The organism is Streptomyces sp. NPDC057638, from assembly GCF_042800315.1.
In the GTDB taxonomy this organism is placed as follows: Bacteria; Actinomycetota; Actinomycetes; order Streptomycetales; family Streptomycetaceae; genus Streptomyces.
Map to the genome: position 1 here is coordinate 1 of NZ_JBHVHF010000137.1, position 20,806 is coordinate 20,806.

Annotated in this window: 18 protein-coding genes; 9 read left to right on the plus strand and 9 right to left on the minus strand. The window is 71.3% G+C overall.

Annotated elements, in window-relative coordinates:
- From ACFVIM_RS19340 to ACFVIM_RS19350, 3 genes are all read right to left on the minus strand, one after another.
- A partial coding sequence (locus ACFVIM_RS19340; protein ID WP_384302726.1) for an oxaloacetate decarboxylase occupies positions 1 to 437 on the minus strand: 437 nt, incomplete at its 3' end.
- Between the two features lie 13 nt (positions 438 to 450).
- Positions 451 to 1,968, minus strand: a complete 1,518-nt coding sequence (locus ACFVIM_RS19345; RefSeq protein ID WP_384302728.1) for an MmgE/PrpD family protein — start codon at positions 1,966 to 1,968, stop codon at positions 451 to 453.
- Complete coding sequence (locus ACFVIM_RS19350) at positions 1,965 to 2,690, minus strand: GntR family transcriptional regulator (RefSeq protein ID WP_384302730.1); 726 nt, start codon at positions 2,688 to 2,690, stop codon at positions 1,965 to 1,967. Before ACFVIM_RS19350 ends, ACFVIM_RS19345 begins: the two co-directional genes overlap by 4 nt.
- A 134-nt stretch (positions 2,691 to 2,824) precedes the next feature.
- Between ACFVIM_RS19350 and ACFVIM_RS19355 the strand changes: the two genes are divergently transcribed.
- The 5 genes from ACFVIM_RS19355 to ACFVIM_RS19375 all read left to right on the plus strand — a co-directional run bounded on the left by ACFVIM_RS19355 (position 2,825) and on the right by ACFVIM_RS19375 (position 8,473).
- Positions 2,825 to 3,829, plus strand: coding sequence for a Bug family tripartite tricarboxylate transporter substrate binding protein (locus ACFVIM_RS19355; protein ID WP_384302732.1), 1,005 nt, complete (start codon positions 2,825 to 2,827; stop codon positions 3,827 to 3,829).
- A 95-nt stretch (positions 3,830 to 3,924) separates the two neighbouring features.
- A complete protein-coding gene (locus tag ACFVIM_RS19360) occupies positions 3,925 to 4,461 on the plus strand; it encodes a tripartite tricarboxylate transporter TctB family protein (protein WP_384302734.1) in 537 nt (178 codons plus the stop codon).
- Positions 4,461 to 6,011, plus strand: a complete 1,551-nt coding sequence (locus ACFVIM_RS19365; RefSeq protein WP_384302736.1) for a tripartite tricarboxylate transporter permease — start codon at positions 4,461 to 4,463, stop codon at positions 6,009 to 6,011. Before ACFVIM_RS19360 ends, ACFVIM_RS19365 begins: the two co-directional genes overlap by 1 nt.
- Positions 6,008 to 7,168 (plus strand): MFS transporter, encoded by a 1,161-nt coding sequence (locus ACFVIM_RS19370; RefSeq protein ID WP_384302738.1) that lies wholly within the window; start codon positions 6,008 to 6,010, stop codon positions 7,166 to 7,168. Before ACFVIM_RS19365 ends, ACFVIM_RS19370 begins: the two co-directional genes overlap by 4 nt.
- A gap of 459 nt (positions 7,169 to 7,627) precedes the next feature.
- Positions 7,628 to 8,473: a hypothetical protein gene (locus ACFVIM_RS19375; protein WP_384302740.1), complete on the plus strand. Its 846-nt coding sequence runs from the start codon at positions 7,628 to 7,630 to the stop codon at positions 8,471 to 8,473.
- A gap of 288 nt (positions 8,474 to 8,761) precedes the next feature.
- On the opposite strand, the gene ACFVIM_RS19380 is transcribed toward ACFVIM_RS19375, so the two are convergent.
- Positions 8,762 to 9,874, minus strand: a complete 1,113-nt coding sequence (locus ACFVIM_RS19380; RefSeq protein WP_384302742.1) for a cytochrome P450 — start codon at positions 9,872 to 9,874, stop codon at positions 8,762 to 8,764.
- Between the two features lie 526 nt (positions 9,875 to 10,400).
- Here ACFVIM_RS19380 and ACFVIM_RS19385 point away from each other — a divergent pair.
- Entirely contained in the window at positions 10,401 to 11,345 is a 945-nt protein-coding gene (locus ACFVIM_RS19385) for a hypothetical protein (protein ID WP_384302744.1), read from the plus strand.
- A 220-nt stretch (positions 11,346 to 11,565) separates the two neighbouring features.
- On the opposite strand, the gene ACFVIM_RS19390 is transcribed toward ACFVIM_RS19385, so the two are convergent.
- The gene (locus tag ACFVIM_RS19390; RefSeq protein ID WP_384302746.1) at positions 11,566 to 13,074 is read right to left on the minus strand and encodes a collagen-like protein; all 1,509 of its coding nucleotides are present in this window, start codon (positions 13,072 to 13,074) and stop codon (positions 11,566 to 11,568) included.
- 351 nt (positions 13,075 to 13,425) lie between these two features.
- Between ACFVIM_RS19390 and rfbA the strand changes: the two genes are divergently transcribed.
- Genes rfbA through rfbD form a run of 3 tightly spaced genes read left to right on the plus strand, consistent with a single transcriptional unit; the run spans position 13,426 to position 15,965 of the window.
- A complete protein-coding gene (rfbA, locus tag ACFVIM_RS19395; RefSeq protein WP_384302748.1) occupies positions 13,426 to 14,355 on the plus strand; it encodes a glucose-1-phosphate thymidylyltransferase RfbA in 930 nt (309 codons plus the stop codon).
- A 57-nt stretch (positions 14,356 to 14,412) separates the two neighbouring features.
- Positions 14,413 to 15,036, plus strand: coding sequence for a dTDP-4-dehydrorhamnose 3,5-epimerase (gene rfbC / locus ACFVIM_RS19400; RefSeq protein WP_384302750.1), 624 nt, complete (start codon positions 14,413 to 14,415; stop codon positions 15,034 to 15,036).
- Positions 15,021 to 15,965 carry a dTDP-4-dehydrorhamnose reductase gene (gene rfbD, locus ACFVIM_RS19405; protein ID WP_384302752.1) on the plus strand — a complete coding sequence of 315 codons (945 nt, stop codon included), beginning with the start codon at positions 15,021 to 15,023 and terminating at the stop codon, positions 15,963 to 15,965. Before rfbC ends, rfbD begins: the two co-directional genes overlap by 16 nt.
- A 100-nt stretch (positions 15,966 to 16,065) precedes the next feature.
- On the opposite strand, the gene ACFVIM_RS19410 is transcribed toward rfbD, so the two are convergent.
- The 4 genes from ACFVIM_RS19410 to ACFVIM_RS19425 form a co-directional block, all read right to left on the minus strand.
- Complete coding sequence (locus ACFVIM_RS19410; protein ID WP_384302754.1) at positions 16,066 to 17,340, minus strand: glycosyltransferase; 1,275 nt, start codon at positions 17,338 to 17,340, stop codon at positions 16,066 to 16,068.
- 6 nt (positions 17,341 to 17,346) lie between these two features.
- Positions 17,347 to 18,093 (minus strand): tetratricopeptide repeat protein, encoded by a 747-nt coding sequence (locus ACFVIM_RS19415; protein ID WP_384302756.1) that lies wholly within the window; start codon positions 18,091 to 18,093, stop codon positions 17,347 to 17,349.
- 187 nt (positions 18,094 to 18,280) lie between these two features.
- Positions 18,281 to 19,612 (minus strand): enolase C-terminal domain-like protein, encoded by a 1,332-nt coding sequence (locus ACFVIM_RS19420; RefSeq protein ID WP_384302758.1) that lies wholly within the window; start codon positions 19,610 to 19,612, stop codon positions 18,281 to 18,283.
- 367 nt (positions 19,613 to 19,979) lie between these two features.
- Positions 19,980 to 20,806: MMPL family transporter (locus ACFVIM_RS19425; RefSeq protein WP_384302760.1), on the minus strand; the 827-nt coding region annotated here is incomplete at its 5' end.

A 20,806-nucleotide genomic window follows, 5' to 3' on the forward strand; every position in this document is an offset into this window, starting at 1 on the left:
GCGCGGATGCGCTGCGCCGCCGTCGCGCCGTCGACGACCTGCTTGCCGTCGAGGTGGCCGCAGCGCTTCGGGTTCACCTGGTCCTCGATGTGCAGGCCCGCGAGTCCCGAGTCCTCGAACTCCTGGATGGTGCGGGCGACGTTCATCGGCTCGCCGAAGCCGGTGTCGGCGTCGGCGAGGGTGGGGAGGTCGGTGACACGGGTGATCTGCCGGGTCCGGTCGGCGACCTCGGTGAGCGTGGTCAGGCCGATGTCCGGGAGTCCGAGGTCGGCGCTGAGCACGGCCCCCGACACATAGACGCCGTCGAAGCCCCGGCGCTCGATCAGCCGCGCCGAGAGGGGGTTGAAGGCTCCGGGCAGCCGCAGCAGTTCACCGGAGGCGAGCCGCTCCCGGAAGGCCCGGCGCTTCTCGGTGTGGGTTCGTGTCGTGTAGAGCATGCGTCGGCTCCTCTCAGAAGATTCCGGGACGGCCCGTGGACGGCAGCAGTCCCGCCCGGGCGACGAAGGTCAGGTCCCGGACCTCGTCCGGGCTCAGCTCCGGAAGGCGCAGCACCAGCGTGAGGAAACGTTCCGCCTCCGCTTCCCCGATGACGGGCGTCGCCAGGGTGCGGAACTTCTCGACGTAGTTCTCGCGGACGAAGGGCCGGGCCCCTGCGGGGTGCGCGTCGGCGACGGCGATCTCGTCCTCGACGGTCCGGCCGTCGGTGAGGGTCACGACGATCCGGCCGCCGTAGGACTGGTCGGCGCCGCCCGCGTGGTAGCGCTCGGTCCACACCGGGTCCTCAACCGTGGTGATCCTGGACCACAGGTCGACGGTGTCGGGGCGCTGGGCCCGCTCCGGCGCGTAGGAGTCGACGTGGTGCCAGCGTCCGTCCTGGAGGGCGACGGCGAGGATGTACGGCAGCGAGTGGTCGAGGGTCTCGCGCGAGGCGTACGGGTCGTACTTCTGCGGGTCGTTCGCGCCCGAGCCGATGACATGGTGCGTGTGGTGCGAGGTGTGGACGACGATGCTCGCCACCCTGGCGGGGTCGGCCACCTCGGGGTGCTCACCGAGCAGCTTCCTGGCCAGGTCGATCCAGGCCTGGGCCTGGTACTCCGCCGAGTGCTCCTTGGTGTAGCTGAGGAGAATCGCCTCCTTGGGCTCCCCCGGGCCGGGCAGCGGCACCTCGTAGCGGCCCTCGGGACCGTCGAGGAGCCAGGCGATGACGCCGTCCTCGCCCTCGTAGATCGGGGCCGGGCTGGTCTCGCCGCGCATCGCCCGGTCCACGGCCTCGACCGCGAGCTTGCCGGCGAACCCGGGGGCGTACGCCTTCCAGGAGGAGATCTCGCCCTTGCGGGACTGCCGGGTCGTGGTGGTGGTGTGCAGTGCCTGGCCGATGGCCTGGTGGATCACCTCGGCGGGCAGGTCGAGCAGGGTGCCGATGCCCGCGGCGGCCGACGGGCCGAGGTGCGCGATGTGGTCGATCTTGTGCTTGTGCAAACTGATCGCGCGCACCAGGTCGATCTGGAGCTCGTAGCCGGTCGCGATGCCGCGTATCAGCGCCTGGCCGTCCCGGCCCGTGTGCTGCGCGACGGCGAGGACCGCGGGGATGTTGTCGCCGGGGTGCGAGTAGTCCGCGGCGAGGAAGGTGTCGTGGTAGTCGAGTTCGCGGACGGCGACCCCGTTGGCGTACGCCGCCCACTCGGGGCTGGTGCGCGTGCCCGGGTCCCGCCCGAAGAGCGCGGCGCCCGCGCCCGAGCCACTGGGCGCGTGCGCCAGGGCCTGGTCACGTGCCGAGGAGGGGGCGGAGCGGGTGAGGGAGGCGGCGGCCACCGCCGCGTTGTCGATGAAACGGTTGACGATCATCTCGGTGACAGCCTCGGTGACCTCCACCGGGTCCGTCGCCACCTCCGCCATGCGCCAGGCCAGTTGGTCCTCGCGCGGCAGGTTCTCCTCGCTGCGGTGGGCGCGTACGAGATGGTTCTTCATCGGGGCGTCTCCGTTGTTCTGGTGATCGGGCCGCCGTGTCCCTCGGAGGCGTCCTTCTCGGTGGGACGCCAGGACTGGCGGAAGTGCGCGAAGCTGTTGTGCAGATGCACATGGGTGGCGTGGAGGGCGAGTGCGGCGTCGCGCCGGGCGATGGCCCGGGCGATGAGGGCGTGCTCCGAGGCGGATGTCTCCAGCCTGGTGCGGGAGTGGCGGGCCGTGCGGCGTACCCGGGCGGCGTGGGTCCGCAGGGTCTCCATCGCGTCGAGGAGGAAGGTGTTGTCCGTCGCGTCGGCGATGGCCTCGTCGAAGCGCCGGATGAGGGCGAAGTACTCGCTCACCTCGGTGCCGGGCACTTCGGGGGCGCGGAAGACACCGTGCCATCCCTCGAAGTCGTCGGCGAAGGCCGCGAAGATCGCGGGTTCGCCCCGGGCGGCGGCGAGTTGGGCGGCCTGCGCCTCCAGACAGGCCCGCAGTTCGAACAGGCTCCGCACGTCCGCGTCATCGATCTGGGTGACCACGAGACCGCGCTTGCCCGACGGCGCCACCAGGCTCTCGGCGACGAGGCGACGCAGGGCCTCGCGGACGGGGGTGCGGGAGACTCCCAGCCGCTCGGACTGCTCCACTTCTAACAGGGGGGCGCCGGGCGGCAGATCACCGTCGAGGATTTCCGACCGCAATTGTGTGTAGGCACGGCCAGCGGCCGTGGAAGAAGAAGTCGACACAGCCGGAGTGTATACACAGACGGCTTATCAGGTCTCGGTATGGGGTAGATCTCGGCAAACTCTTGTCGCCACCCCCACCTGTGTATACATTCCGTGTCCCATAACGCACTCCTCGGAGAGACAGGGACGTCTCCATGAAGATCACCCGTGTGGCCGCCGCAGCCGTGGCCGCCGTTTTCGCCCTCACGGCGTGCAACAGCAACACCTCCTCGGACGGCTCGGCCAAGGCCGGCGGGAAGCCCCAGCCGCTCAACCGGATCGAGATCATCGCGCCCGCCGCGCCCGGCAGTGGCTGGGACCAGGCCTCCCGTGCCGTCCAGGACGTACTGAGGTCCGGCGGCTTCGCGAAGGCCCCGGAGGTCAAGAACGTTCCGGGTGCCTCGGGCACGGTGGCCCTGGCCCAGGTCGCGCCCCAGAAGGGCAAGAAGGACCTCTGGATCGCCTCCGGCCTGGCCATGGTGAGCGGTGTCATCAACAACGGCACCCGCGTCACGCTCGACGACCTCACCCCGCTCGCCCGTCTCATGGGTGAGTACGAGGTCATCGTGACCCCGAAGAACTCGCCCTACGACTCGGTCGAGGCGCTCTTCGCGGCCATCAAGAAGGACCCGAAGTCGGTCGCCATCGCGGGCGGCTCGGCGGGCAGCGCCGACCACATCTACATCGGACTGCTCGCCAAGCACTTCGGCGTGAAGCCCGCCGATGTGAACTACGTGCCCTACAGCGGCGGCGGCGAGGCGACCACAGCGGTCCTCGGCGGCAAGGTCCAGGCCGGCATCTCCGGCCTGAGCGAGTTCTCCGCCCAGATCAAGGAGGGCAAGCTCAAGGGCCTCCTGGTCTCCTCGGTCAAGCCGGTCGAGGGCGTCGAGTTCGCCCAGACCGCCGCCGATGTCGACGCGAACCTGGAGTTCCAGAACTGGCGCTCGATGATGGCTCCGAACGGCCTGGACGAGACGGTGACGGCGCAGTACGTCGACACGCTCAAGAAGATGAACGCCTCGCAGGCATGGAAGGACACCCTCCAGAAGAACGCCTGGAACGACAACTTCCTCGCCGGGGACGAGTTCGCGACCTGGCTGAAGGAGGAGAACACCCGGGTCAAGGGAGTCCTTGACGAGCTCGGTCTCGCCAAGAACTGATACGCGTCACGATCCTGCGGTGGGTGCCCTGGGCCAGCCCGGGCACCCACCTTTCCGGCGCGCCTTCCCCCCTCGGCGCGAGAAAGGCACACCCCATGAGCACCACACCCACGGCACCCGGGCCCGCCCCGGCCCCAACCGGCGGGAAACAGCGCCCGGCCTACGGCGAGTGGGCGGTGACCGCCGGACTCCTCGCCATCGGGATCATCACCCTGGCCGACGGCCTGGGGCAGTCGACATCGAAATCCGCTTCGGGCGTCGGAGCCGGGTTCATGCCGACCGTGGTCGGCGTCCTGCTCATCGCGCTCTCCCTGGCGCTCGGCGTCCAGGTGGCGCGCGGCCGACGCGGTGAGGCGGACGCCGGGGAAGGCGACGTCGATGTCCGCCGCACCCGGTGGGTGCCCTTCGCCGTCTGCGTGGCGGCCGCCCTGATCTTCATCGCCGGGGTCGACACGCTCGGGTACGTCATCGTCTCCACGGTGGCGTTCTGGCTCACCGCATGGGCCTTCGAGGCCCGCAACCACCTGCGGTCGGCCGCCATCGCGGTCGTGCTCTCCCTCGCGGTCTACCTCATCTTCACCAGGGCCCTCGGCATCACGCTGGCCGCCGGTGTGCTGGAAGGAGTGCTCTGATGTCGGGCTGGGAAGGACTGCTGCACGGGCTCTCGCTCGCGATCACCCCGGAGAACCTGCTCTTCGCCCTGATCGGCACCATCGTCGGAACGCTGATCGGCGTCCTGCCGGGCATCGGCCCCGCGCTCACCATCGCACTGCTCCTGCCCATGACGTACGGGCTCGAACCGGCGGGCGCGTTCATCATGTTCGCGGGCATCTACTACGGCGCCATGTACGGCGGCTCCACCACCTCGATCCTGCTGAAGACCCCGGGTGAGTCCGGTTCGGTCATCACCGCGATCGACGGCAACAAGATGGCCCGCCGGGGCCGCGGGGCGGCCGCCCTGGCCGCCGCCGCGATCGGGTCGTTCATCGCGGGCACCATCGCGACACTGCTGCTCGCCTTCTTCGCGCCGTGGATGGTCGAGGTGGCGGTCAAGCTGGGCGCCCAGGACTACTTCGCGCTCATGGTGGTCGCCTTCCTCACGGTCAGTGCCCTGGTCGGCAGCTCGCCGCTGCGCGGACTGGTCTCGATGTCACTCGGCCTGGTCGTCGGGCTCGTCGGGCTCGACTTCCAGAGCGGTCAGCAGCGGCTGACCTTCGGCGAGGTCGCCCTGCTCGACGGCATCGACACGGTCGTGCTCATCGTCGCCCTCTTCGCCATGGGCGAGGTGCTGTACGTGGTGGCGCACCAGACGTCGAGCGGCTTCGACGTCATGCGGATGAACAAGGGCGAGCGGTGGATGACCCGCCAGGACTGGCGGCGCTCCTGGCGCCCCTGGCTGCGCGGCACCTCCATCGGCTTCCCGCTCGGGGTGATCCCCGCGGGCGGCTCCGAGATACCGACGTTCCTCTCCTACACCCTGGAGCGCAAGCTCTCCAAGCGTCCACAGGAGTTCGGGAACGGCGCGATCGAGGGAGTGGCCGGGCCGGAGGCCGCGAACAACGCCAACGCCGCTGGCACCCTGGTGCCCCTGCTGACCCTCGGCATCCCCACCTCCGCCACGGCGGCCGTGATCCTCGTCGCCTTCCAGCAGTACGGTATCCAGCCCGGCCCTCAGCTGCTGGACACCCAGTCGGCGCTGGTCTGGGGACTCATCGCCAGCCTGCTGATCGCCAACGTCATCCTGCTCGGGCTGAACCTGCCGCTCATCGGCCTCTGGGTGAAGATCCTCAAGATCCCCAAGCCCTACCTCTTCGCGGGCATCATGATGTTCGCCCTGCTCGGCACGTACGCGGTGAACGGCAGCGCCTTCGACGTGGGTGTGCTGCTCTTCTTCGGCCTCGCCGGGTATCTGATGCGCCGCTTCGGGTTCCCCGTCTCACCCATGATCGTGGGAGCGATCCTGGGCCCGCTCGCCGAGGTGCAGCTGCGCCGGTCGCTGGACATCGCGGGCGGTGATGTCACCGCCCTGGTGTCGACGCCGTTCACGATCATCGTGTACCTCACCCTCGCGGCCGTTCTGTTCGGCGGGTTCCTCCTCCGCCGGTCCGCGCGACGGCGGATCCCCACCGTCGCGGTACCTGAGGAGAAGGCTCCGGCCGTTCAGGGGTCCTCGGACCGTTGAGAGCCACCGCAGCCCTTCTGTGCCACGCCTTCCTGCTCCAGCTAGCCGCCTATGTCGTCCGGCCCACGTCCGCCTACCGTGCCATCGAGCTCGGTGTGGACCCCCGGATGGTGGGACTCATCGCCGCGAGCTTCGCGCTTCTGCCGCTCGTGGTGGCCCTCTCCATAGGCCGCTGGAACGACCGGGGCAACGTGACACGGAGCCTGGTCATCGGCGGTGTGCTGATGACCGGGGCGGGGCTGGGTGTCCATCTGTGGTCGCGGAGCCTGACCAGTCTGCTGGTCTGGAACGCGGTGATCGGTCTGGGGCACCTCCTCGCGATCGTCGGCCAGCAGACACTGGTGGCCCGGCTCGGGCGGGAGCGGCTCGACTCCGCCTTCGGCACCTACACCTTCGTGGGATCGCTGGGGCAGGCGGCCGCCCCGCTGGTGCTGGCGGTCGTCGGCGGAAGCGCGGTCCTCCCGGACACCGGCCTCCTCTTCGCGATCTACACGACCACCTGCGCCGGTCTGCTCGCCGTGACCTTCCTGCTCCCGTCGCCGGGGAACCCGGACCCGCCGCCCGCCCAGGGGGACTCCCTGCGCTCGGCACTGCGGGTCCCCCCGGCGACCCGGCGCACCATGACCGGCGCGTTGCTGCTCAGCATGCTCGTTCTCGCCGCGGTCGACCTGATCCAGGTCTATCTCCCCGCGCTGGGTGTGGAGCGGGAGATCTCCTCGGCGACCGTCGGCGTCCTGCTCTCCGTACGCGCGGCCGCGACGATGGCCTCGCGGCTGGGCCTGGCCCGTCTGACCACCCGGCTCGGACGGCCCCGGCTCTCCTTCGTCTCCACCCTCGTGGCGGGTGTGGCCGTGGCCGCGCTCGCCGCTCCCCTTCCGGTCTGGGTCGTGGGAGTCCTGCTCGCCATCGCCGGGTTCGCCCTCGGGATAGGCCAGCCACTGTCGATGACGATCGTGACCACCGCCGCCCCGGCCGGAACCACCTCGACCTGGCTCGCGCTGCGCCTCAGCGGCAACCGCGTCGGCCAGTCCCTGGTCCCGGCCGTCCTCAGCGTGTTCACGGCGGGCATCGGCACCGGCGGCGTCTTCCTGGTCACCGGGATCGGCCTGCTCGCAACCGCCGCCATGGCACGGGTCCTGATCACCGACGATCCCTGACCGATGATGCCTGGCCGACGATCCCCGACCGGGGCCCTTCCCGCTCCCAGCGGTTCGGTGAGCTGATCGGGACGCGCCTGGCCGCTGATCGCTTTCATGACGGCCGCCGCGGCATGGCTCCGGGCGAGGACAACCCCTTCGCCTGGTGTGTTCGGGCGGACCGCCCGTACGAGCACGGCGAGTTCACCCCGCCACGCGACGAGGTCGTCCAACGGTGTCCCACGTACGGCTTCCACCCGTTCACGCTGCCTCATCAGGCCGGTGAGCCCCCTTCCGTACACGGGATCGCCGCGCCGAACCGCGGCCGCCTCCGCGCGGGCGGCGGGCGCGAACGGGGAGTCCCCTGCCGCGTTCGCCCGCCCCTCGGACCCGGAGCGGCACCAGGAGCCTGTCAAAGGTGGGCTCTCGGCGGTATAACGTGGGTTTTCATTCCTATCTCACCCGAAACCGGAGACTCATATGGGCCGTGACGAAGTATTCGCCTGCCTGGACGCGGAGGAGGCCAAGCACCTCCAGTCGATCAAGAACCTGGAAGTCGCCATCGAGGGCCTTCAGGCCCAGCTCGATGACCAGCGCCGGAAGCTGACCGACATCGAAGGCGCGCGGCGGGCTCTGGCGGTGGTCTTCGGACGGTCCGCCCCCGTGGAGCCGACCGTCTCCGTACCGCGGGAGCCCGCCGTCCCCGCGCCGACCCGCGCGGACGACGCCATCGCCGCCGCCGAGTCGGCGCCGGAGCACGAGACCGGGACCACGGCGGCCGAACCCGTGACGGACCCCGGCACCGTGGCGGAGCCCGCCCCCGCCGCCCAGCCGGGCGAAGCGGTGGCGACCGGCGAGCGGGTCAAGAGCACCCCGAAGGCCAAGGGTGTTCGCAAGCCGCGGGCGAAGAAGGAGGCGGCGGCGGAGAAGAAGGCCACCGCCACGACGCCCGCCCGCAAGCCCGCGTCGCGCACGACGAGCCCGGCGAAGTCGCCGAGCAAGTCAAGCGCGACGAGCACGACGAACAAGCCGAGCCCGGCGGGCAAGCCGAGCGCGACGAGCAAGCCGAGCGCGGCCGTCACGTCGAGCACGGCGGCGAAGCAGGCCGTGCCCGCGCAGCGGACCGACACACAGCGCAGCAAGGTCACCGCCGTGTTGCAGGCGTCGGGTGAGCCGATGACCGCCCGTCAGGTCGCGGAGGCGATCGGCCTCCTCAACCCGGACAAGGTCCAGCTCCAGGGTGTGCGCAACACCCTGGAGACGCTCCGCAAGGGCGACCTCGCGAGCAGGCCGGACCGGGGTCTGTACGCGTGGAGCGGTAAGTAGCCACGGGCAGGGTGTGGGCCCCGGCCGAGTTCAGTTCTCGTGACCGGGGCCCATACCGTCGCCGGATCGCACCGCCCGCCGCCGACGCGCCGTCGTGTCGGTGCCCGGTGCGCGCCCGGCTCGCCGGGTGCGCGCCCTGACTCCGGCCGCCACGCTCATCAGCGACCGTGACCGTGACAGCGGAACCAGGGCCGCAGGCGGCCGTGGCCGGTCCGGTCCCGGGACGGGCAACCGTCTCGGCGGCTCCGTGCCCGGTCTCCTGTCCCGGAGTGCGGGGACGGGTGGCTCTCAGGCCCCCGTACTCACCTCCAGCACACAGTTCCGCAGTTCGTAGCTGCCGATGGCGTCGATGAAGCCGATGGTCGGCGGGCTCACCATCCGCACTCCGGGGAGGGCGCACAGTCGGCTGAGGAAGACATCCGTCTCCAGAAGCGCGATATGCAGCCCCGGGCACTTGTGCGGACCGTCTCCGAAAGCCAGCCCCGGTACCGCGGCGTCCTTCATGGCGCGCCCCGGGCGCAGCCGCCGCGGTCGTGGCCCCACGGTCCGTTCGTCGATGTTGGCGTGATCGACGAGGATGTCGATCCGGTCACCCGCCGGGACGGTGAGTGTGCCGCCGTCGGCGCCGGGCAGGTCGATCGGTGCGGTGGCGCGGCGGCTGAGGCGGCCCACGACCGGTTCGAGCCGCAGGATCTCGCCGAGCACCGCGAGCCTGTCCGGCTCCTCCGCCGCCCGGTAGTGCGCCAGCAACTCGGCATCGGAGAAGAGATGCCAGGCCGCCGCGCTGATGAACTCGCGAGTGGTGACCATGCCCGCCGCCGCGAACGTCAGGCACTCGCCGAGGATCTCCGCGGAGGAGCAGCCGTCGGCGATGAGGTGGGAGATGAGATCGTCCCGTGGGGCGCGGCGGCGGGCCCGTACGGCCGGGCGCACATCCCCGGCGTACACCCGCAGCCAGTTGGTGTTCTGCCGCAGGGTCCAGTAGAGACCGGATGGACTGGTCAGTCCCGGTGTGCCGAACCGTTCCGGGAAGAAGCGCTCCAGCCGTTCCTTGATGCCGGGCCTGCTCTCCGTCAGACCGATGACGGCGCAGGCCACCTCGATCGCGAGATCGAAGCTGAGATCGGAGAGCCGGGCCCGGCCGTCGGCCCGGAGCCGGTCGATCCGGGCCCGCGCGACACGGATCATGACCTCGCGGTAGTGCTCGTCGACGCGGCGTGGGGTGAAGAACCGCGCGGTCTGGCGGCGGTGTTCGCGATGCTCGGGACCGTCCCGGTAGAGAACCGGCCGCCGGATGCGCTTCGGCAGTCTCGACACCGTCTCGATCCCGAGCCCGGCCTGGACGGTCGATGTGCTGCGCAGTACGGCACGCGCCTCGCCGTACCCCCGTACCTCCCACACCCCGTCCTCGCCCCGCGCGACGGGACATTCCGCCGTCGGCCCGCCGCGCTCGATCCTGCGGCATCCGTACCCCTGATCCGATGCCTGGCCTGATCCCTGATCCGACGCCTGATCCCATGCCTGATCCGACGCCTGATCCGGTCCGGCTTCGGCTGGTTCACCGGCTTCATGGAGCTCACCGGACTCGCCACCCATGAGCGGCACCTCCCTCTTCCCGCAGCCCCGCCGGGTCTCCGCGCACCCGGCCTCTCCGCCCTGGCGGACGGCCCGCGCCCACCGGTCACAAGGCGGTGCGACGGGGCCGTGCCGGGTGGTTCCTTCCCCCGGTGGCGGCGCGGGAAGCGGGTTCCCGGGGATGGGTGGGGAGCTCGATCCCCTCCAGCGGACGTCTCGTCCCCCTCGGCGCAGGGCTCCCAGGACCCGGAGCGACGGGGGCTCCGCCCCGGGCGGCTTGACCTTCCGCCCGTGTCAAGGTCTCTGCTGGGGTGCGTCACGAAGCCTGTACTGAGGGAAGGATGTGCCCTTCATGTTCACCTACTCGGGTTCTGGTCCGTACTGCTACACCCATGCGATGGCGATGGCGATGGGGAGCGCGGCGCCCGCGCCCGCGGTGATCGAGACACTGACCGGGTCTCCGTTCGGGATGCACCTGCTGGGTGGGACACTGCCGTTGTTCGATCCGCTGGGCTGGGATCCGGAGGCCGGGATCGACGCCGCGCTGGGCCTGCTGGGCTGGGAGTGCGCGCGGGACGCGGGCGGTACGGCGGAGCAGGCGCTGGACCGTCTGCGGAAGGCCGCCGCGCCCGGCCCGGTGGTGGTGGGGCCGGTGGACATGGGGTTGCTGCTCTACCAGCCGGGGACCCCGTGGCCACGGTCCGGCGACGACACGGACGCGGCGGACCACTATGTGGTGGTGGTCGAGGTCAGCGACGACACGGTGGTGCTGCACGACCCGCACGGGCACCCGTTCGCGACGTTGCCCGTCCCGGCGTTCCTGGCGGCGTGGCGGGCCGAGTCGGTCCCGTACACCGACGAGCCGTACATCATGCGCCACTCTTTCACCCGGGACCACGTCGTCGACGAACGGGACGCGCTACGCGCCATGCTGCCGCGGGCCGTCGCCTGGCTGGATGGCACGGGCCGCGGCCCGGCGGGCTCGGTCCACGGCGCCGAGGCGGCCCGCGCTCTGGCCGAGCGGGTGCGCCAGGGACTCGCCCCGCACCTGCGCTCGTTCCTGGAGGTGTTCGCGGTACGGGTCGGGGCGCGGCGCCTCGCGGACGCGTCCGGGTGCCTGACGCGGCTGGGCCTGGCCGACGCGGCGGCTGTCGCCGCCGACCAGGCCCGCGTCCTCGGCGGCCTGCAGTATCCGCTGGTCACCGGGGACGACCACGCCCTGGCATCGGGCCTGCTGCGGCTGGCCCCGCTGTACGGGCACCTCCGTACGGAACTGGCCCGCGCGCTCGCGGACTGACATACGGGCGGCGCTCGGGCGGCTCGGGCCGTCCGGCCGGTTCGCCGGGGCCGGTCCCGACCGGCCGCGCTCCCCCGGGTCCGGAACACCCGCCACGTAGGCGGAGGCTGATGTGGTGGAGCCGTCGGAGGCGGCTCCACCACATCGATCAGCTGGCTCGCGCCTCACTGGTCACCAACGAGCGACTGGTGCCGCGGGGCGACGCGCCGATCGGCCGGGACTACGGGTTGACGCAGACCACATAGGACTGGAATCCCCCGCCGAGAACCGTGACGGACGCCTGGGTCTGCCATCCGGTAGCGGCCACGCCCTGCGTGCCGGCGCTCTTGGGGATCGGCGCGTTCTCAATGACGTTGATCGCGCTGAGGAGCCCGAAGGTGTCGAAGCCGCCGCCGGTGGCCAGGTCACCGGCCAGGCAGTTGGCTGTCGACGTCACACCCACGCCGATGAGCGCCGGGATGGCCTGGGGGCCCCTGATGACATAGGTGTTCAGCGTCGCCGGGCCCTGCGGCCCCTGAGGTCCGGTGGCGCCCTGGGTGCCTTGCGTACCCTGCGTGCCCTGGGTCCCTTGGGCACCGGTCGCACCCTGGGTGCCTGGAGTTCCTTGCGTGCCTTGCGTGCCCTGGGTTCCCTGCGTGCCGTTCGCACCCTGCGCACCCGTCGCGCCCTGGGTACCCTGCGGACCCTGGGCCCCGGTCGCACCCTGCGTGCCCGCGGTGCCCTGGGTTCCCTGAGTTCCTTGCGTGCCCTGGGTTCCCTGGGTTCCCTGCGTGCCGTTCGCACCCTGCGCACCCGTCGCACCCTGGGTACCCTGCGGACCCGTCGCACCCTGCGTGCCCGGTGTGCCTTGCGATCCCTGAGTGCCCTGGGCACCGTTGGCGCCCTGCGCACCGGTCGCGCCCTGGGTGCCCTGGGTTCCCTGCGTGCCGTTCGCGCCCTGCGCACCCGTCGCGCCCTGCGATCCCTGAGTGCCCTGGGCGCCGTCAGCGCCGTCAGCGCCCTGCGTGCCCTGGGTGCCCTGTGGACCCCTGGCCCCCTGCGCGCCATCCGCGCCGTCATTGCCCTGGGTACCCTGCGTGCCCTGGGTGCCCTGCGGACCCCTGGCTCCCTGCGCACCGTCAGCACCGTCATTGCCCTGCGTGCCCTGGGTGCCCTGCGGACCCCTGGCCCCCTGCGCACCGTCAGCGCCCTGGGTGCCCTGGGTGCCCTGAGATCCGGTGGCGCCCTGGGGTCCCCGTGCCCCGTCCGTACCGTCGGCGCCTTGCGCCCCCTGAGGTCCGGTGGCGCCGGTGGCGCCCTGGGGGCCCTGGGGACCGGGAACGCCCTGCGGGCCCTGCGGGCCCCGTGGACCCTGTGGGCCCTTCTTCTCGGGGCCTTGGAGGCCGCGTTCGCCCTGTCGGGCGGGTTCGTGGTCCTGTCCGTTCGCCGTCGTGGCGCCGTTCGGCCCCGGCAGGCCCAGACTGTGCCCGGCACCCGAGCGCTCAACAGCGTCGGCGACGGCCAATCCGGTCGGCACGACATTGAGGATGGCGGCCAAGGTGCCCGCCGACACCGAGGTGATGACCCTCACCCGGTTACGGCGGATGGTTCTACGGTTCACCAGAATTCCCTTCACGAAGAAATGGAGGAGACGAGCCGTGGCCATCAGATGAGAGGCGATCACATAACCCCGGGCAGCCACCCCAGAGGGCAGCCGTTGAACCTGACGGCCCATTTGTGCGACGTTCACACAGAACGATGAATCGAGTCATATTCGGCGGGCCGGGGACACGCGCGGGCGCACGGCTCACGATCGAGGGGGAACATCACCCGATTGAAGACGCAAAGCGGTGACGTGACGGCGATCCCGGCGGGTCGAGCGCCCGCGGGCCCCACCACGTGTCGGAATACTGCGGTCACGGTGAGGGAGGAAGGGCCCTCCCCGGGTGCGGCCCATGGCCTCCGTCGGGTGAAACCCGCCATACGGGGGTGGTGTGCCCGGTCGAGTAGGTCATCGGTGGGCCGTACGAGCGAAAGGCCCACACGCGGAAGGAAAGGGGGCGGGGACGGGCCCGGGAAGGCGCCGCACCCCTGACTGCCCATGCGCGGAATTCTCCTGGCCGGTGGCACCGGATCACGGCTCTGGCCACTGACCCGTTCCGTTTCCAAACAGCTTCTTCCGGTGTTCGACAAGCCGATGATCTACTATCCGCTCTCCACGCTGGTGCTGGCGCGGGTGCGCGACATCCTCGTCATCACGGCCCCGGAACACCAGGAGCAGTTCCGCTCGCTGCTCGGCGACGGCAGCCAGCTCGGTCTGCGCATCGACTATGTGACGCAGGCACGCCCGGAGGGAATCGCCCAGTCGTTTCTGCTGGGCGCCGACTTCATCGGGGACGAATCCGTCGCGCTCATCCTCGGTGACAACATCTTCCACGGCTCGGGGCTGAGTGCCCGGCTGGCGCGGGAGGACCGGACGTGCGGCGGCCATGTCCTGGCGTACCAGGTCGCGAACCCCTCGGCCTATGGCGTGGTCGAGTTCGACGACCACGGCAGGGCGCTGTCCATCGAGGAGAAGCCCGCCCGCCCCAGGTCCCGGTACGCCGTGCCCGGGCTGTACTTCTACGACCAGCGCGTCGTGGAGATCGCGCGCGGGCTCCGTCCCAGTGCCCGGGGTGAGCTGGAGATCACCGACCTCAACCGGGCCTATCTGGAGGCCGGTGAGCTCCGTGTCACCCGGCTGGACCGGGGTACCGCCTGGCTGGATACGGGGACCTTCGCCTCCATGGTCCAGGCGTCGGAGTTCGTCCGGGTGGTCGAGGAGCGGCAGGGCCTCAAGATCGGCTGTGTGGAGGAGGCGGCCTGGCGGGTCGGCCTCATCGATGACGACCAGCTCCGCGCGCTGGCCCGTCCGCTGCTCGCCAGTGGCTATGGGCGGTATCTGCTGGAGCTGCTGGACCATGGCGGGCCCTGTGCCACCGTAGCGCCGCAGGCCGACCGGGCACGGACGCGGCCGGTGGCGGCCTTCTGACGGCGGGGGCTGGGGAACGGACCGCACGAGCGGGCGGAGACGGAAGGAACGCTTCAGGTGAGACCGCTGGGTATCGAGGGCGCGTGGGTGGACAGTCCACGGGTGTTCGCGGACCGGAGGGGACGTTTCCATGAGTGGTTCAAGGCCGATCGGTTCCATGAGCTGACCGGCCATCCGCTCCGGCTGGAGCAGGCGAACTACTCCCGGTCCGGGCGCGGTGTCCTGAGGGGCATCCACTACGCCGCCGTGCCGCCCGGGCAGGCCAAGTACGTGACGTGCGTCAGCGGGGCGGTGCTCGACGTGGTGGTGGATGTCCGCACCGGCTCCCCCACCTTCGGCACCTGGGAGGCGGTGCGCCTCGATGACCGGGAGCACCGGTCCGTCTACCTCTCGGAGGGACTCGGCCATGCCTTCCTGGCGCTGGAGGAGGACTCCGTCGTGGTCTACCTCTGCTCCGAGCAGTACAGACCGCGGCGCGAGTTCGGTATCCATCCGCTCGATCCACGGCTGGCGATCGACTGGCCCGGCGATCTCACGCTCGAACTCTCCGACAAGGACGCCACCGCGCCCACCCTGGCGGAGGCCGAGCTACGGGGCCTGCTCCCCGTCCACCAGGAGTGCGTCGCCTACCGGCGCGGGCTGCGGTCCACGGCCCCGGAAACGACATGCGTCCCCTCCTGAGAGGTGGCGCGACGACCGCGCGCACGGCATGGCTGGTGACCGGCGCGGGCGGGATGCTCGGCCGGGATGTGCTGGCCGAACTCGCCGCCGTCCCGGGCACCGAGGTGACCGGGCTGACCCATGGTGAACTCGACATCACCGACCCGGGGGCCGTGCGCTCCGCCGTCGCCGCCCACCGGGTGGTCGTCAACTGCGCCGCCTGGACGGATGTGGACGGCGCCGAGCGGGACGAGGCTTCGGCGACCGCCGTCAACGGCACCGGCGTACGTCATCTCGCCCGTGCCTGCGCCGCGACGGGGGCGGTCCTGCTCCATGTCTCCACCGACTACGTCCTCCCCGGGGACGGCCGCCGCCCGTATGGCGAGGACGCGCCGACCGGGCCGCTCAACGCGTATGGCCGGGGCAAACTGCTGGGGGAGCGCGCGGTGGCCGAACTGCTGCCGCACACCGGCTACAGCGTCCGCACCGCCTGGCTCTACGGCGGGCACGGGCACAACTTCGTGGCCACCATGCTCGGACTCGCCCGCCGCAGAGCGAGCGTCGACGTGGTCGCGGACCAGTACGGCCAGCCCACCTGGTCGGTGGCGCTCGCCCGGCAGCTGGTCCCGCTCGGCCGGGCCGCGCTGGCGGGGCGGGCCCCGGCGGGTGTCTACCACGGCACCGCGGCGGGGCACACGACGTGGTACGGGCTGGCCCGGGAGGTGTACCGGCTGACCGGGCTCGATCCCGAGCGCCTGCGCCCGGTCGGCTCGGCCGCCTTCCCCCGCCCCGCCGTCCGGCCGGCGTACGGAGTGCTGGGACACGGCCGGTGGACACGCGCCGGGGTCCGCCGCCAGCCGGACTGGCGGGTCCAGCTGGCGGCGGCCCTGCGTACCCCTCCGTTCGCGGAACCGGCCGCCGCCGCCCGTGCCGCGGCCCCGCCCTCGTGACGGGATGAGAGCGCGGTACGCGACCCTCGTGACGGGATGAGAGCGCGGTACGCGACCCTCGTGACGGGGTGACGAGCGCGGTACGAGCCGGGGCGCGGCCTCAGACCAGCAGCGGTCCGCCGCAGCGGGTCGCGCCCTCCTTCATGGCGATCAGGTTGGCCACCACGTAGGAGATCCGGTTCGAGGAGTGCCACTCCGTCGGGAAGTACGTCACGAGACGGGAGCTCTGAAAGCGCGCCTCGATCTCGGGCACGAAGGCCCGGTACTGGTCGTCGGTGTAGTACCAGAAGGAGTTCTCGTTGTAGAACGCGACATGCGTGGGGTCCTGGTAGGCCCCGCGCCCGTCCGAGCTGGGTGTCGTGGTCAGCAGCATTCCGCCGGGTGCCAGCAGCCGGTACAGCTCGTTGATCAGCGGCACTTTCGCGGGGACGTGCTCCAGGAAGTCGACCGCGCGGATCAGTCCGACCGAGCCGTCCGGCAGGTCCAGCCGGTCGGGCAGCGTCGCGACGATGTCGACGCCCTCCCCCGGGTGCTGGTCCACGCCCAGATAGCCCGGGGGCTTGCGGTGGGCCGCGCCGAGGTCCAGCGCGAGCAGCCCGCGGCGCCTGCTCCAGGCCAGGGCGTTGGCCTCGATGTACTTGTCGTAGAGCGCGACCGTCTCCCGCTGGATATGCGCGTTGACCTCCGCGTCGCGCTGGGTGTTCGCCGTGTGCATGCGCTGGAGGTAGAGACAGCGTTCGATGTGGTGGAAGTCGCCCACCTGGAACAGCCGGCACATCAGGTCCTGGTCGTCCAGGACGGCCCGGGTGGCGTCGTAGCCGCCGACCTCCGTGTAGGCGTCCTTGCGGAAGGCGCGCACATGGTTCGGCGCGTACCAGATGTACGCGACGTTGTGCGGTGTCGGTGCCATGGTCCTGGCGGCCAGCAGCTGTCTGCCGTCGACGAGGACCTCCTCGTACCGCCAGCCGTGCTCCTCGTTGAAGCGGGTGTCGTCCCGCCCGCCGTCCTCGGTGATCTGGGCGGTGTTGCTGTAGGCGAAGACGCACTCCGGGTTCTCGTCGAACGCCTTCCCCAGTTCGGCCAGACAGTCGGAGGCCAGCAGATCGTCATGGTCGAGTTCCACCAGGATCTCGCCCCGGGCGAGTTCGCAGGCCCGGCGCTTGGCCGCGCCGACGCCCCGGATCTCGTCGGCGATCTCCACCCGGACCCGCTCGTCGGGCCGCTCGGGCCGCCACCGGGCGCCGTTGTTGAGGAGGACGATCCACTCCCAGTCCGTACGGGACTGCGCGCGCAGTGTCTCCAGGCATTCGTCCAGGAATCGCGGTCGGTGGCTCGGGGTGAAGATGGAGAACGTGGGTGTCGTGGTCGGCGTCATCTGGGGCTACCTGTCCGAGGTCTCGTGGGGCGCGACGGCTTCGGTGCTCGCACCGGTGCTCTCGCCCGTGCTCTCATCTGTGTTCGCTGCGGTGCTCTCGCCCGTGCTCTCATCCGGGTTCGCGGCGGTGCTCTCGCCCGTGTTCTCATCCGTGCTCTCGCCAGAGGCGCTGGGGCCACCCGGCTCCCGGAAGGGCTCCGGCACATGGGGGCGCAGGGAGGGGTCGAGCGCGACGGCCCGGCGGTAGGCGTCCCGTGCCGGTGCGTCCCGGCTCTGGCGGGCCAGCACCTGGCCGATGTGGAAGTAGGCGGTGGATGCCTTCGGGTCGGCGGCGACGGCCCTGCGCAGGAGCGCGAGCGCCGCGTCCGGGTCGCTCGTCTCCAGCAGCAGTGCCTTGTTGAAGAGGGCGGAGGTGTACGACGGGTCGGCCTTCAGGGCTGCGTCGTAGGACTGGAGGGCGTCCGCCCGGTGGCCCCGGCCCTGGGCGAGGGAACCGAGGTTGAACCAGGCGACCTTGTTCTCGGGGTCCAGGACCAGGACATGTTCGAAGGCGGTCTGCGCCTGGGCGATCTCCTGGTGGCGGAAGTGTGTCAGTCCGGACTCCAGCAGGGCGTTCGCCCGGAGCCGCCGGTTCTTCACGTCGTCGAACGCGGTGCTGTCCGCCGTCGGGTTCCCGTGTGCCAGGACGGCCCAGACGACCACGCCGACGGCGAGCGCCAGTACCGCCCCGACCCACATCCACATTCTTCGCATGGAGCACCATTCATCGCGATATGGGATACGGCGGTCAAGGTAACGACGCGGCCGCCGTACCGTCATCTCTCCGGGGCCCGGCTTCCCGTAGACCACTCGAACGTACGCAGGGTGCCCGCACTGGACTCCTCGCGGACCGCTCCCCCGGTGACTGGTCGCGCCGTCCCCGTCTCTGCCACGGACCCTCTCACCGGACCAGACACGGCCGTTTCGGGTCGAATGTCCACCCGGGGACGAGATACCGCATCCCGACGGCGTCATCGCGGGCCCCGAGCCTCTTCTCCCGGTACAGCTCATGCGCCGCGCGGAGCCGGTCCCGGTCCAGCGTGACGCCGAGGCCGGCGGCGGCGGGTACGGCGATCTCACCGTGGACGATGCGCGGTGGCCGCGTGGTCAGCCGCTCCAGGCCCTCCTGCCAGATCCAGTGGGTGTCCAGGGCGTTGTACGCGCCGGGGGCGGCGGCTCCGCAGTGGGTCATCATCGCCAGCGATATGTCGAAGTGGTTGTTGGAGTGACAGCCCCAGGTCAGACCCATCGCGTCACAGAGCTGGGCCACCCGGACCGAGCCCCGCATGGTCCAGAAGTGCGGGTCGGCGAGGGGAATGGAGACGGAGTGGAGCGCGAGGGCGTGGGTCAGCTGACGCCAGTCCGTGGCGATCATATTGGTGGCGGTCGGCAGGCCGGTGGCGCGCCGGAACTCGGCCAGGACCTCCCGTCCGGAGTACCCGTCCTCGGCGCCACACGGGTCCTCGGCGTAGGCGAGCGTACCGACGAGCGGAGCGCACAGCCCGACCGCTTCGCGCAGCGACCAGGCGCCGTTGGGATCCAGACTGATCCGCGCCCGGGGGAAGCGCTCCTTGAGCGCCCGGACCGCCGCCACCTCCTCGCGCCCGTGCAGCACACCGCCCTTGAGCTTAAAGTCCTCGAAGCCGTACAGCGCGTGACCGGCCTCGGCCTGACGGACGATCGCCTCCGGCGTCAGGGCCTCCTCGTGCCGGATCCGGTACCACGGCACCTCGGCGCCGGGTTCGCGTACGTACTCCAGATCGGTACGGTCGGGATCACCGACATAGAAGAGGTATCCCAGCACCCGGACCGAGTCGCGCTGCTGGCCATCGCCCAGCAGGGCCGCCACGGGCAGGCCGAGGTGCTGTCCGAGCAGATCGAGCAGGGCCGACTCGACCGCCGTGACGGCGTGCACCGTGGTGCGCAGATCGAAGGTCTGCGCACCGCGCCCGGTGGCGTCGCGCGCGGCGAAGCGGGCCCCCATCTCCCGTAACACCCGCCGGTAGTCACCCACCCCCGCTCCGACGACGAGGCGCTCCGCCTCCCGCAGCGTCCGGGTGATCCCCTCTCCGCCGGGCACCTCGCCCAGTCCCGTCCGCCCTTCGGAGTCGGTGAGAACCACGACGTTGCGGGTGAAGTAGGGACCGTGCGCCCCGGAGAGGTTCAGCTCCATGCCGTCGCGTCCGGCGACGGGGTAGACGGCGAAGGCGGTGATGGTCGGCTGCTGTCTCATCCGCGTCACTTCCTGGGGGTGGAGGCCGGAGGCGGTGCGTCGAGCCATGCCGCCACGGACGATGACCGTTCCCGTACATGGACAGCGTTCCCGTACGGGAATGGAGGCTAGGTCGAGGAGAGCGGCGGGTCAATGAGGCCAGGCGTGCGGGGAGTTCACCGGGCCGACGGCCCCGCGCGTGGTGGGGGCCCGCAGATCCACCGCGCGGGTTTCCCCGTACCGGGGCGGCTACCGGCGGGGCGCACGTCACGCCGGAGCGGTGGACGGGCATACCGTGCCCACCCGACGGTTCGCCGCTCCCCGGCCACCCCCGCGACCGGACACCCGGCAGGCCCTGGCACGGACGGCACGGACGACTCAAGACGGTTCAGACGGCGCGGACGTCGGACGGTTCAGACGGCGCGGACGGCTCATGGCGTCGGAATCCGGCCGGACCACCCGGCCACCAGGCGCGCTCGCCCAGACTCCGTACCAGGGCCGGGACCAGCAGGGAGCGGACCACCAGGGTGTCCAGGAGAACGCCGAACGCCACGATGAAGGCGATCTGGATCAGGAACGCCAGCGGGATCACCCCCAGCGCCGCGAACGTCGCCGCCAGGACCACCCCGGCCGACGTGATCACCCCGCCGGTCGCCACCAGCCCCTGGCGCAGGCCCTCCCGGGTGCCGAGGCGGATCGACTCCTCCCGGACGCGGGACATCAGGAAGATGTTGTAGTCCACCCCGAGCGCCACCAGGAAGACGAATCCGTACAGCGGCACCGAGGCGTCCGTGCCGGTGAAGCCCAGAAGGTGGGTGAAGACCAGGGACGCGACCCCGAGCGTGGCGAAGAAGTTCAGCGCGACCGTCGCGACCAGGAGCAGCGGCATCAGCAGTGAGCGCAGCAGTGCCGTCAGGATGACCAGGATGATCGCCAGGACGACCGGCACGATCAGGGCGCGGTCGGCCGCCGCCGTCCGCTGGGTGTCGATCCGCTGGGCGGTGACCCCGCCCACCAGCGCGTCGGCGTCGGGCACCGCGTGGACGGCCTCCCGCAGCGCGGTCACGGTACGTTCGGCCGCCGCGCTGTCGGCGGGGTCGGTCAGGGTGACGTCGAGCCGTGCCCGGCCGTCCGCGATCAGGGGCGGGCCGCCGGGGGCGCCCCCGGCCGTCGGCGGGAGGACGGAGGCGCCGCCCCGCCCCGGCCCGGCGGCGG